General features: G+C 68.6%; 8 protein-coding genes and 1 pseudogene. 1 reads left to right on the top strand and 8 read right to left on the bottom strand.

The features are described 5' to 3' along the window. Positions 1-12 precede the first annotated feature (12 nt). Entirely contained in the window at positions 13-2,157 is a 2,145-nt protein-coding gene (gene glgX / locus U4Z64_RS33205) for a glycogen debranching protein GlgX (protein ID WP_321822200.1), read from the bottom strand. A 284-nt stretch (positions 2,158-2,441) separates the two neighbouring features. On the opposite strand from glgX, the gene U4Z64_RS33200 reads away from it, so the two are divergent. Further along, positions 2,442-4,910 (top strand): glycogen/starch/alpha-glucan phosphorylase, encoded by a 2,469-nt coding sequence (locus U4Z64_RS33200; protein ID WP_321822199.1) that lies wholly within the window; start codon positions 2,442-2,444, stop codon positions 4,908-4,910. A gap of 34 nt (positions 4,911-4,944) precedes the next feature. Here the strand turns inward: U4Z64_RS33200 and U4Z64_RS37685 are convergent. From U4Z64_RS37685 to U4Z64_RS33165, 7 genes and pseudogenes are all read right to left on the bottom strand, one after another. Beyond that, positions 4,945-5,043, bottom strand: a pseudogene (locus U4Z64_RS37685) (UTP--glucose-1-phosphate uridylyltransferase); the annotation flags it as partial. A gap of 886 nt (positions 5,044-5,929) precedes the next feature. Next, positions 5,930-7,060 (bottom strand): diguanylate cyclase, encoded by a 1,131-nt coding sequence (locus tag U4Z64_RS33190; protein WP_321822197.1) that lies wholly within the window; start codon positions 7,058-7,060, stop codon positions 5,930-5,932. Positions 7,061-7,105: 45 nt separating this feature from the next. After that, positions 7,106-8,113: a chemotaxis response regulator protein-glutamate methylesterase gene (locus U4Z64_RS33185; RefSeq protein WP_321812946.1), complete on the bottom strand. Its 1,008-nt coding sequence runs from the start codon at positions 8,111-8,113 to the stop codon at positions 7,106-7,108. After that, positions 8,110-10,488, bottom strand: a complete 2,379-nt coding sequence (locus U4Z64_RS33180; protein WP_321822196.1) for a hybrid sensor histidine kinase/response regulator — start codon at positions 10,486-10,488, stop codon at positions 8,110-8,112. The genes U4Z64_RS33185 and U4Z64_RS33180 overlap by 4 nt, the downstream gene beginning before the upstream one ends. Then, positions 10,485-11,222, bottom strand: coding sequence for a chemotaxis protein CheW (locus U4Z64_RS33175; protein ID WP_321822195.1), 738 nt, complete (start codon positions 11,220-11,222; stop codon positions 10,485-10,487). The genes U4Z64_RS33180 and U4Z64_RS33175 overlap by 4 nt, the downstream gene beginning before the upstream one ends. Continuing rightward, positions 11,219-12,691, bottom strand: coding sequence for a protein-glutamate O-methyltransferase CheR (locus U4Z64_RS33170; RefSeq protein WP_321822224.1), 1,473 nt, complete (start codon positions 12,689-12,691; stop codon positions 11,219-11,221). The genes U4Z64_RS33175 and U4Z64_RS33170 overlap by 4 nt, the downstream gene beginning before the upstream one ends. An 8-nt stretch (positions 12,692-12,699) precedes the next feature. Then, the gene (locus tag U4Z64_RS33165; RefSeq protein ID WP_124489841.1) at positions 12,700-13,176 is read right to left on the bottom strand and encodes a chemotaxis protein CheW; all 477 of its coding nucleotides are present in this window, start codon (positions 13,174-13,176) and stop codon (positions 12,700-12,702) included. Between the last annotated feature and the right edge of the window lie 19 nt (positions 13,177-13,195).

Raw genomic sequence — 13,195 nt, 5'->3', positions numbered from 1 at the left:
ACCACACCGCGTTCAACGCGCGGCGGCCGGGATGGCCGAGCTGAGCAGCACGACCATGCCGTGCGCGCTAACCGCGATGCCGGCCTCGCCGGCCACGTCGCGCTCCGGCAGGTCAGGGTGCGCGGAGTCGAGCATCACGCGCCAATCGAGCACCGGCGGCGGCAGCGTGAACACCGTGTCGTCCCGGCCGCCGTTGATCAGCAGCAATGCGACGTCCACGGCCGGCCCCGCGCCCGCGCCGTGCCGGCGATCGGGCCACGCGGGTGCGGCGCGCCGCACGGCGAGCGTGCCGCCTCGTCCGTCCTCCCAGGCCGATGTCGACATCGGCCGGCCGTGCGCGTCGAACCAGTCGACGTCCAGCACGCCCGGCAGCCATTCGTTGCGTCCATGCGGGAAATAAGGATGCTGGAAGACGCGGTAGCCTCGCCTGAGCCGCGCGAGGCGCGCGCAGAAGTGCAGCATGGTCGCGCCGCGCCGCGTCTCGCACGCGGACCAGTCGAGCCACGACAGTGCGTTGTCCTGGCAATACGCGTTGTTGTTGCCGAACTGGCTGTTGCCCCACTCGTCGCCGGACAGCAGCATCGGGGTCCCGTTCGACAGATACAGCGTCGCGAGCATCGCGCGCCGCACGCGCTCGCGCTGGCCGTCGACGTACGGATCGTCGGTCGGCCCCTCCGCGCCCCAGTTGGCGCTGCAATTGGCGTCGGCGCCGTCGCGGTTGCCTTCGCCGTTCACGTCGTTGTGCTTGTGCGCGTAGCTCGTCAGGTCGTGCAGCGTGAATCCGTCGTGCGCGGCGACGAACTGGATCGACGCCCACGGACGCCGCCCGTCGCGGTCGAAGATGTCGGCCGAGCCGCACAGGCGGCGCGCGAACTCCGGCCGTTCGCCCGCATCGCCGCGCCAGAATCGCCGCACGCTGTCGCGATAGCGGTCGTTCCACTCGGCGAAGATCGCGGGATGATTGCCGAGCTGATAACCGTCCGGCCCCAGGTCCCACGGCTCGGTAATCAGCTTCAGGCGGTTGAGCACCGGGTCCTGCTGCAACGCGTCGAAAAAGCCCGCGCCGCGGTCGAAGCGGCGTGCCTCGCGTCCCAGCGTGGTGCCGAGATCGAAACGAAAGCCGTCGACGTGAAACGACTCGGCCCAATAGCGCAGCGAATCGAGCACGAGCTGCGCGACTCTCGGATGCGCGAGGTTCAGCGTATTGCCGCATCCGGTGTCGTCGACATGGCGGCGCTCGCCGCCCTCGGTCATCACGTAGTAGCTCGCGTTGTCCAGGCCGCGAAACGACAGCGAAGGCCCCAGACCGTCGGCCTCGCCCGTATGGTTGTAGACGACGTCGAGCACGACCTCGATGCCGGCCCGATGCAGCCGCCTGACCGCACGCCGGATTTCGTCCGGGCCGCCGCTGCCGAGATAGCGCGGTTCCGGCGCGAAGTACGCGAGCGGGCTGTAGCCCCAATAGTTGACGAGCCCGCGTTCGACGAGCGCGCGGTCTTGCACAAACGCCTGGACGGGCAGCAACTCGATCGTCGTGACGCCGAGCCTGTGCAGATGGTCGATCGTTCGCGGCGCCGCGAGCGCGGCGAACGTGCCGCGCGCCGACGGATGGATGTCGTCCCGCAGCTGGCTGAAGCCTCGGACGTGGGTTTCGTAGATCACCGTCCGGTGCCACGGCACGTCGGGACGCCTGTCGTCACCCCAGTTGAACGCGTCGTCGGTCACGACCGCCTTCGGCATCGCGGGCGCGCTGTCGCGCCGGTCGAGTGCCGGCTCGCCGCGCAGCGAACCGATCCGGTACGCGTACAGCGCGTCGGTCCAGCGAACGGCGCCGTGCAGGCGCTTCGCGTAGGGATCCAGCAGCAGCTTGTGCGGATTGAAGCAATGGCCGTTGCGCGGATCGTACGGCCCGTGCGCGCGAAAGCCGTACAGCAGCCCCGGATGCGCTTCCGGAAGATAGCCGTGCCACACGTGATGCGTGCATTCCGGCAGCCGCAATCGCGCCACTTCCTTGCGCCCCGCCGGATCGAACAGGCACAGGTCGATGGCGCTCGCATGCATCGAAAACACGGCGAAATTCGTTCCGAGCCCGTCCCAGTTCGCGCCGAGCGGGTACGGTTTTCCGGCAGCCAGTTCCTGAAACGAGGCATTCGTCATGTCGCGTCTTCCAGTGGCGGGCCAATTTGCCGCCATGCATGCGATCGAATCCGGTTACGGTTAAATCGGCGTGAATTCCGGTTTGACTTACGTACGACCGATTGCCTAATCTTGTACGGGAATTATGTAGTAATTCATTGGAAATTCCAGTCCGCTCCTTTCGCTTTTTCGGAGTCGGCGGGACACCTTCACGAACGGGCCCGAATGCCGCGAAACCGCGCCGCGATGCGCGTTCGTGCGGGCCGTCAGACGACATCGGCGCCGATCGCGGCGGGAGAGCAACCATGCGCGACAACCAGCGGCCCGTCGGCCGGTCCGAAGCGGACGCATTGCGTGACGACATGCTGGCCGAACTTCGCTACGGCATCGGCAAGACGCCGGCGCAGGCGTCGCCGGGCGAGCTGTTTCACGCGCTCGCGCTCGCGGTACGCAGGCGGCTGGTCGATCGCTGGCTCGACACGGAAACCCGCTACGACGCAAGCCGCAGCAAACGCGTGTATTACCTGTCGATGGAATTCCTGATGGGTCAGTCGCTCGCGAGCAACCTGATCGCGCTTGGCCTCGAGCAGGCAGCGCGCGCCGCGCTGGAAAGTCTCGATATCGAAATGGGTACCGTGCTGGCGGCGGAATCTGACGCGGCGCTCGGCAACGGCGGACTCGGACGGCTTGCCGCGTGCTTCGTCGAGTCGCTGGCATCACTCGGTTTCGCGGGATACGGCCGCGGCATCAAGTACGAATACGGGCTGTTCCGGCAGCAGATCGACAATCTCGAACAGACTGAACGCCCGGATCTCTGGCACAGCGAATCATCGCCGTGGCTGATCGAACGTGCGGACGAAACCCGTTACATTCCGCTGTATGGCCGCATCGAGCACGAGCGCGACGCGGACGGCCAATACAATCCGATGTGGCTCGACTGGAAGATGATCGCGGGCGTGCCGCACGACATGCTCGTGCCCGGCTACGGCGGCCATACCGTCAACGCGCTGCGGCTCTATGCGGCCCGCGCGTCGGACACCTTCGATATGCGTATCTTCAACAGCGGCGACTACGTGCGCGCGGTCGAGGAGAAGATCGCATCCGAGACGGTGTCCAAGGTGCTTTATCCGGCGGACGACAATCACGCAGGCAAGGAGCTGCGGCTCGTCCAGGAATATTTCCTGGTCGCCTGTTCGCTGCGCGACATCCTGGACACGTTCGCGAAGACAAAGCTGCCGATCGAGCGCCTGCCGGAGCGTGTCGCCATCCAGATGAACGACACGCACCCCGCGCTCGCCGTCGCGGAACTGATGCGCATCCTCGTCGACGAGCATCGCGTGGCGTGGGAGACCGCCTGGAACATCACGCGGGCCGTCTGCGCGTATACCAATCACACTTTGCTGCCGGAAGCGCTCGAGACGTGGCCGGTCGAGCTCGTCGAGCGTGTATTGCCGCGGCATTTGCAGATCATCTACGAAATAAACCGGCGTTTCCTCGACGAAGTGTCGGCCCGCTGGCCGGGCGACGAGGCCCGGCTACGGCGAATGTCGCTGATCGACGAGCATGCGCCGCGCCGCGTGCGCATGGCGCATCTCGCGATCGTCGGTAGCCATTCGGTGAACGGTGTGGCGGCGCTGCACTCGCGCCTGGTCTGCTCGCAGCTCGTGCCCGATTTCCACGCGCTGTATCCGGAGCGCTTCAACAACAAGACGAACGGCGTGACCGTGCGGCGGTGGATCGTGCAGTCGAATCCGCCGCTCGCGTCGCTGTTCCGGGAACTGCTGGGCGGAGACGAGTGGATCATGGAAACCGGCCGCTTGGCCGGACTCGAGCGCTATCTGGACGATAGCTCGGTACATGCACGCCTGAAGGCGATCAAGCGACGTAACAAGCAGCAGCTGGCCGCGTTGATCCGGGAGCAGCTGCGCACGCCGGTGGGCGCCGACGCGCTATTCGACGTGCAGGTCAAACGCATTCACGAATACAAGCGTCAGTTGCTCAACATCCTGCATGTGATGCATCTGTATCTGCATCTGGTCGAAGATGGCGGCGACATCGCGCCCCGGGTCGTCGTATTTGCGGGAAAGGCGGCGCCGGGCTACGCAATGGCCAAGTTGATCATTCATCTCATAGCGACCGTGGCAGATCACATCGATCGCGACTCGCGCGTGCGCGACCGGCTGCGCGTCGCGTTCTTGCCCGACTACAAGGTGTCGCTGGCCGAGCGCATCATTCCGGCTGCCGACCTGTCCGAACAGATTTCAACGGCGGGCATGGAGGCGTCCGGCACGGGCAACATGAAGCTCGCTATGAACGGCGCGCTGACGATCGGCACACTCGACGGCGCGAACATTGAAATTCGCGATGCGGTCGGTGTCGAGAACTTCTATGCGTTCGGCCTGACGGCCGCCGAAGTGGAGGTCGCGCGCGCGAGTGGCTCATATGACGCGCGCGCTTGCTATGAATCCGATCCGACGATCAGGCGTGTCCTCGATTCGATGGTGTGCGGGCGTTTCGGCAACGGCGACGACCGCTTCCGGCCGATCTTCGACAGTCTCGTCGCGGGCGGCGACTATTACTTTCACCTGGCCGATTTCGCGGCCTATGCCAGCACGCACGAACGCATTTCGGCGGATTTCGCGGATACGGCCGGCTGGATGCGGCGAGTCGTCGCCAATCTCGCGCGGCTTGGTCGCTTCTCCAGCGATCATACGATCGCCGAATATGCGCGCGACATCTGGCGGCTCGAGCCGATGGCGCCGGGCCGCGCGTGAGCCCGGCGCGATGCCGGCGCCGGGCGTCGACGTGCAAATACTGGAAAACGCGCGACTTCAGGATATAGCGGCCGATCACGCCAAGATTCGACGGCGCATCTTCCGGCGCGGGCTTTTCGACGATACCCGACAGATATTTCAGGCTCATCCGCAAGCAGCGTCTCCGTTCGCCTTCTCGTCCGATTCGCACCATGTTTTGACATTGAGAAACACCGACCGGTGCGCCAAAGTTGTCATGCTCGCGCCCCGTTGCCCGAGCGCGAAGCGGATCGAACCGACCCGGCATCCCGCGACGGAAGCGACAGCCGACATCGCCAAAAATTTGCGCGTTCGCATACACCCAATGACCCGACCAACCGGTAGCCCTGACATCAACAATGCGTTGAATGCGCGCGCCCCGCAAAGCCGCGGGCCGGCGCTTCGGGTCGCGTTGCGGTTATGGGGCGTCGACGAGCGCGACGGGCAAGCGTGGCTCGTGGGACTGCGGCCGCGGCACGCCCGGTTGGATTGGTGGATCGCCCGCGACCGCGCGGCCGCCGGCGCCGACATCGTCGTGCATGTCGTCAAACCGACCGCGCATCGACCGGACGGATTCTGCTGGAACTGTATCGGCGCAAGCGGCGCACTGAATCGGTCGCTCGAAGGCGAACGCACCGAAATCGCGTTGTTCACCGGCGACGCGAGTCGGATGCCGCATCGACGCTCGGGCCTCTGGGTGGTCGCAGGCGCGCTCGACACCTGCTCGGCGCTTGACGCACTCGGACGTTCGATGTACGCGTCGGTCGGGTGTCTGGCGGGCGGACGGATCACGGTGCGGCGCGACCTGCTGGCGCTGATCGCGCAGCGGCTCGACGCGATGGACGCATCGTTCGGCGCGACCTGATAGCCGGGCGGCACGCAACGTCGCCGCGATCGAATCGGCGTCGATGCGAATCGAGCGGGCACGGTGGCTGACGCCCGACGGCTGGATCCGCGATCGCCACTTGACATAGCCGTAGCAAGACGCTGCCGAGTACGGATCAGGCCGGTTGCCCGCCGCCGTCGCTCGCCGTTGCCGGCCCCGCATCGATCGCGACGCGATTCTTGCCGTCGCGCTTCGCGCGGTACAGCGCGCGGTCGGCGGCTTCGATCAGCGACGTCATCGGCGTGCCGACCGCCGGCACGACGCTCGCGCCACCGATGCTGATCGTCACGTAGCGGCCGGTCGACGAATGCACGTGCTCGAGCCGCAGCGCTTCGATCGCGAGGCGAATCTTCTCGGCGAGCAGGCGCACGCCGCCCGGCGACGTGCCCGGCAGCACCACCGCGAATTCCTCGCCGCCGAAGCGTGCGGCGAGATCGCCCGGGCGGCCGAGGCAGCTTTCGACGGTCGAGGCGACCCGCTTGAGCACGTCGTCGCCCGACACGTGGCCGTACGTGTCGTTGTAAAGCTTGAAGTTGTCGACGTCGATCATCAGCAGCGACAGCTCGCTGCGTTCGCGCGCGCCGCGCCGCCATTCGGCGTTCAGGTATTCGTCGAGATAGCGCCGGTTCGACAGCCCGGTGAGCCCGTCGGAATGCGTGAGGCGGCGCAGTTCGAGGTTCGCTTCCAGCAATTGCTGCTGCGATTGCCGCAGTGCGCGGTAGGCTTCGTCGCGCTGCAGCAGGTTGACGTACGAGCGCGAGTGGTAGCGGATCCGTGCGACGAGCTCGATGCGGTCCGGCAGCTTCACGAGGTAGTCGTTCGCGCCGGCCGCAAACGCGGCGCTCTTGATTACCGGTTCTTCCTTGGTCGACAGCACGATGATCGGCACGTCGCGGATCACGGGATTCGTGCGGTACGCCTTCACGAGGCTCAATCCGTCGGTGCCGGGCATCACGAGATCCTGCAGGATCACGGTCGGCCGCGTCTCGATCGCGGTCGCCAGCGCGTCGTCCGAGCGCGAGCAGTAGTGGAAGTCGATGCGGTCCTCGTCGGCAAGCGCGCGCCGCACGGCCTGGGCGACGATCGTCTGGTCGTCGACCAGCAGCACCATCACCGGCACGTCGGTCGCCGGCGGCACCTGCAGGGTCGCGCGCGCGGCTTCGAGCGCCGCGCCCGCGCCGTCCGCGCCGTCCGCGGCGGACGTGCCGTTATCGTGGCCCGGGCGTCGCGTGGAGTCACTAGTCATGTCGACACCCGTTGTTGCCATTGCTGTCACGCAAGTCCATTTCATTCAGTTCCCGACGAGCGCCGCCAGTTCGCCCGCAATGCGCTCGAGCGGCAGGATCGCGCGCGCGGCGCCGAGCGTCGCGGCGGCTTTCGGCATTCCGTAGACGGCGCTCGTCGCCTGGTCCTGCGCGATCGTATGGTAGCCCTTCATCCGCATCGCCTTCAGCCCGATCGCGCCGTCGCGCCCCATCCCGGTGAGCAGCACGCCGATCACGTCGCCGGGCCAGTGCTCGGTCACGCTGCTGAAGAACACGTCGACCGACGGCCGGTACGGCGTCTCGGCCGGCTCGCGCGTGTATTCGAGCGTGCCGGCGCGCGTGATCCGCAGGTGGTCGTTGGTCGCGGCGAGCAGCACGAACGACGGCTGCGGCCGGTCGCCTTCGCGCGCGATGCGCACGTTGAGCGGCGTCTGGCCGTCGAGCCATTGCGCCATGCCGTCCGCGAACGCCTGGTCGACATGCTGCACGATCACGATCGGCGCGCCGAAATCGGTGGGCAACGCGCCGAGGATCGACGCAAGCGCGGTCGGGCCGCCGGCCGACGCGCCGATCGCGACGAGCGGCCCGCCGTCGCCGCGCGCCGTCGTGCCGGCGGGGCGGGCGGCGCCCGCCGGCTTGTCGAGCAGCCGGCCGATCTGGTCGATCTTCGCGAGCAACAGCTGCGCGGTGTCACCGTTCGCGCCTGCGCCGAGCCGCGGCGTATCGACTGCGTCGAGCGCGCCCGCGCCCATCGCCTCGTACACGCGCCACGCATTCGCGCCGATGCTGCTCGTCACGATCAGGATCGCGCACGGCTTGCCCGACGACATGATCCGCCGCGTCGCCTCGACGCCGTCGAACTTCGGCATGATCAGGTCCATCAGCACGACGTCGGGCGGTTGCGCGGCGCAGAACTCGACGGCCTGCGCGCCGTCGGTCGCGACCCACAGCACGCGGTGCTCGGGCCGCCGCGCGACCGCGCGGCGCAGCGCCTCGACGGCGAGCGGAAGGTCGTTGACGATGCCGATGTTCACGGACGGGCTTCTCCTATCAGGTCGCGTACGGCGTCGAGCAGGGTTTCGTCGTGGAAGCTGCTCTTCGCCAGGTAGTAGTCGGCGCCCGCGTCGAGTCCACGGCGGCGGTCCTCCTCGCGGTCCTTGTACGACACGATCATCACCGGCACCGATTTCAGCGCGGCATCGCGCTTGATCAGCGTGACGAGCTCGATGCCGTCCATGCGCGGCATGTCGATGTCGGTCACGACGAGATCGAAATCGGCGCCGCGCAGCGCGTTCCAGCCGTCCATCCCGTCGACCGCGACGGTGACGGCATAGCCGCGCTTTTCGAGCAGCTTGCGCTCCAGTTCGCGTACCGTCAGCGAATCGTCGACCACCAGCACGTGCCGGCGCCGTGCGACGGCCGTGTGCTGCGCGCGCTGCACCTTGTCGAGCTGGCCGCCGCGCACGAGCTTGTCGACCGAGCGCAGCAAGTCCTCGACGTCGATGATCAGCACCGGTTCGCCATTCTCCATCAGCGCGGCCGCCGCGATGTCCTTGACCTTGCCGAGCCGGCGGTCGAGCGGCTGGATCACCAGCATGCATTCGCCGCGGAACCGGTCGACGGCGATCCCGTACGACTCCCATTCGTCGCCGATCACGACGGTCGCGACGCTGTCGCCCGCCTGTTCCGGCGACGGTGCGCCGAGCAGCTGGTGCGCGGTGACGAGCCCGACCGGGCGGCCGTCGAAGCGGAAATGCTGCTGGCCTTCGAGCGTGTCGATGTCGGCGCGCGCGAGTTCGAGCGTGCGGCGCACGTGCGCAAGCGGGATCGCGTACGCTTCGCCGCCGACCTCGACGAGCAGGCTGCGCACGATCGACAGCGTGAGCGGCAGTTGCAGCACGAAGCGCGCACCACGGCCCGGCTCGGTGAAGATCCGCACGGTGCCGCGCACGGCCTTGACCATGTCGTGCACCGCGTCGAGGCCGACGCCGCGGCCCGACACATCGGTGACGCGGTCGCGCATCGAGAAGCCGGGGAGCAGCAGGAAGTCGAGCAGCTCGAGGTCGGACAACCGCGCGGCCGTGTCCGCGTCGGCGAGCCGGCGCCGCACGACGCCTGCGCGCAGCGCGTCGAGATCGATGCCGGCGCCGTCGTCGCTGACGGAGATCAGCAACTGGCCCGCGCTGTGGCGCGCTTCGAGCGTCACGCTCGCTTCGGTCGGCTTGCCGCGCGCGATGCGCTCGTCGGGCGTCTCGACGCCGTGGTCGAGCGCGTTGCGCAGCAGGTGGCCGAGCGGCGCGTCGAGCATGTCGAGGATGTCGCGGTCGACCTGCGTCGTTTCGCCGACGATCGCGAATCGCACGCGCTTGCCGAGCGAACGTGCGAGATCGCGGACGATGCGCGGATACGCGTGCGTTGCGTCGCCGAACGGTCGCATCCGGCAGCGCAACGCTTCGTCGTAAAGCTGCTGCGCGAGATGCGTGCTGCGGCGGTCGAAGCGGTCGAGCTCGTCCAGGCGCGCGCCGAGCTGCAGCTGCAGGTTGCCGAGCCCCTGGCGCACATCGTTCAGCGACGCGAGCGCGGCCGGGTCGAGCCGCTCCGCGAGCGTTTCGACGAGCACGTCCAGCGAGCGCGCGACGTCGCGCTGCATCCGCTTGATGCGCAGGATCGAGCCCGTGAACGGCTTCAGCCAGTGCGATTCGACGAGCGATTCGCTGGACAGGCTCAACAGCTGATCGAGCTGCTCGGCGCGTACGCGCAGCATCCGCTGCGGATCGTGCCGGGAGGGCGGTTGGGTGTGCAAAGGCGGGGCGTCGGGCGCGACGGCATGCAAGCCCGGCGACAGATCGGCCGGCGGGTGGCGCGGCGGGCCGTCGCCGGTGCGCGGCGATATCGAGACAAGGGCGGCATCGTCGGGCGCGGAGCCGATGTGCGGCGCTGCGGCGCCTGGTTCCGGCGCGGGCGGTACGGGCAGTGTAAGCGGTGTGAGCGACACCGCGCGGTCGGCGCGCTCGTCCAACGCGTCGGTCGGACCCAGTGCGGCCAGCGCGTCGATGTCCGCGCGCGAGACCGCCGCCGCCGGATCGGTGTTGCCGACGCGCAGCAGCAGGTCCACGCCATGCAGTAGTGCGTCGATGTGCGCGGTCGTCAGCGTCAGCTCGCCACGCTGCGCGGCGACGAAGCATTCCTCCATCGCGTGCGCGACGTCGACGCCGTCCTGCAGGTCGACGATGCGCGCGGCGCCCTTCAGCGAATGCGCGGCGCGCATGCACGCTTCCAGCGCGGGCGCGTCGCCGGGCGAATGTTCGAGCGTCAGCAGGCCACTCGCGAGCGCCTGCGTCTGCGTGTGTGCTTCGTCGCGGAACAGGTCGAGCAGCGACAGGCGCATCAGGTCGTCGTCGGTGCTCATCGCAGGCTCCTCGCAAGCGAGTCGAACACGCGATCGGTGTCCAGCACGCCGATCGTTGTATCGCGCCACGCGAGCAGGCCGCGCGTGTGCATCGCGGCCGCGTGGGTGAGCGTCGTCGGCACCGGCAGCAGCGCATGCGCCGCGAAGCGCAGCACGCCCTCGACCTCGTCGACGGGCAGCGCGACCGCGTCGCCGCGATGCTCGACGACCAGCATCCGCGCATACGCGTTGCGCGACTCGTGCGGTCCGGTTGCGTTGCGCTCGAGATTCAGCAGTACGCCGAGGGATGCTGCGATCGTCAGCGTGCCGCGCACGTTGACGAGCCCGAGCACGGCGCCGTCGCGCCGGTGCGGCAGCGAATGGATCGGGCGCGGCCCGTCGACCTGCCGCAGCGCGGCGGCGGGCAGGCCGAGCCATTCGTCGCCGACGCGGAACGCGAGCGCGGACTGCTGCGCTTGCGCAGCGTCGGCAGATGCGGCGGATGCAGTGAGTCGTGCGTCCGCAGGGGCTGGCTGCGAGGTGCTGCGTGCGGCGCGCGCCGTTTCGGCGAGGTCCGCGTCGGTGAGCGGCCGGTCGAGCAGCTTCCCGGCCGCGTGTTCGAACACCGGGCAGTTCAGGCAGCGGGTGTGCACGGCAAGCCGCGGGCACGAGCCGTCACCTCGCGTGCCGATGAGATTCCAGCAATCGTCGGCGGCCCTGGCCGGAGCGCGATCGTCACGAGCGGCGTGGGTCATGGGTTCCGCCCGGTTCGCTGGTCCGGCCCGCCGTCGGCACGGCTGACGCGCCGCGCGCTTGCCCGCTGCGCGCGCAGCATCAGTTGCCGGGCACCTGCCGCGTCACCTGCCGCGTCGCGCAGCGCGGCGAGATGGGTCAGGGCCTCATAGTGAGCCGGGTCGAGATACAGCGTCTTGCGATAAAAATCCTGCGCGTCCGCATCGAGGCCGCGCGCATCGGCGATCAGGCCGAGCAGGTAGAACGCGTCCGCGTCGGGGCCGTGCGCGAGCGTGAATGCGTGCGCGGCACGCTCGGCGTCGTCGAGGCGGCCCGTGTCGGCGAGCCGGCGGGCGTCGGCGAGCATGGGCGCCGGGGCGGCGGGTGCGCTCGGCGCGGCATCCGCGGCATCGGGCGCCGCGTGCGCGATGCGTGTCGCCGGCTGCCGCTGTGGCACGGCCGGCGGGCGGTGCAGGGTTGCCGTTGCGAAATGGTTTGCCATGGAGGGTGCCGCCACCGGGTGCCGGGGCGGCAACGTCTGCGGCGCCACCGGCTTCGCAAATGCCACAGACAAGGTGGGCGGCCGCTCGCCATCGTTCGCGCCCGTGGCCGGAGCATCAGCCTGCGCCGCGCGATGGAACGCGAACGCGAGCGGAATGCGCGCGGGCGCCAGCGCATGCCGCATCATCAGCCCCGTCTCGGCCGGGCCGACGAAGATCGTGCCGCCGTCCGCGAGTTGCCGCTCGAGCAGCCGGATCGACTGGTCCTGAGCGTGTCGGTCGAAATAGATCAGCACGTTGCGGCAGAAGATGAAGTCGTAGCGCGTGTCCGCGTCGAGCGGCAGGTCGAACAGGTTCGCCTGCACGAAGCGTACCGGTTCGCGCACCCGCGGGTCGAGCTGCCAGCCGCCGACCGTTTCGCTGAAATGGCGGTCGCGGAATTCGAGCGGGTGGCCACGAAATGCGTTGCGTCCGTAGACGCCGGCTCGCGCCCGCTCGATCGCGCGTGCGCTGATGTCGATCGCGTCGATCGCGAAGCGTGACGGGCCGATGCCGGCGTCAAGCAGTGCCATCGAGATTGAATACGGCTCCTCGCCGGTCGAGCACGGCACGCTCAGCACGCGCAGCGTGCGCGCCGGCTCGCGCACGAGCCGCACGTCGGCGATCCGCGCAAGCGCGACGAATGCCTCGCGGTCGCGGAAGAACCACGTTTCCGGCACGACCAGCGTTTCGATCAGCGCCTGCCGTTCGTCCGCGGACGCATTCAGCCGCTGCCAGTACGCATCGATCGCGGCGCCACCGGCGGCCTCGGCGACGTCGTCCGGCATGCCGCCGGCGGGCCGCGGTGTGTCGGGCGCGTCCGGTGCATCGGCCTGCGTGACGCGTGCGCGTTCGGCAACCGCGCGCGCGAGCGCACGATTGCCGAGCGTCGCCGCATCCATCCCGGTTTCACGCGCGAGCCACGCTTCGAATCGAGGGTCGTTGGCGTTCATCATGGCCATCATCCGGCAAGCGCCTGCGCGGGCGGAAACAGCAATGCGCGCGCGTCGTCATCGAGCATCTGCTCTACGTCGATCCGCTGCACGAATCCCGTCGCGTCGGCGGCGACCGGCCCGAGCCAGCGCGCGTGCGGCGTCGCGATCCCGCTGTCGGCGAATTGCGCGGGCGCGAACTCGCGCACCTGCGTCGCGTGCTCGACGATCAGCCCGAGCCATCGATCGGCGCCGTCCGCCTCGTGTTGCTGCGCATAGCGCACGACGACGAGCCGCGTCGATCGCAGCGCGTGCGCCGCGCGCCCGAGCGCGAGCCGCGGCACGTCAATCACCGGCACCAGCTTGCCCCGGTGATCGATCACGCCGGTGAGCCATGGCGGCGTACCCAGCATCGACTTCACGGGCGCGAGCGCCAGCACCTCGACGATCCGAGTCGCATCGAGCGCATAGCGTTCGCCGTCGAGTTCAAAAAGTAGGAAGAGCATCGTGTCGTCCGCACGAAGG

The organism is Burkholderia sp. BCC1996, assembly GCF_905339955.1.
In the GTDB taxonomy this organism is placed as follows: domain Bacteria; phylum Pseudomonadota; class Gammaproteobacteria; order Burkholderiales; family Burkholderiaceae; genus Burkholderia.
Note: the sequence above shows the minus strand (reverse complement) of the source record. Positions and strands in the feature narration are given on the sequence as shown.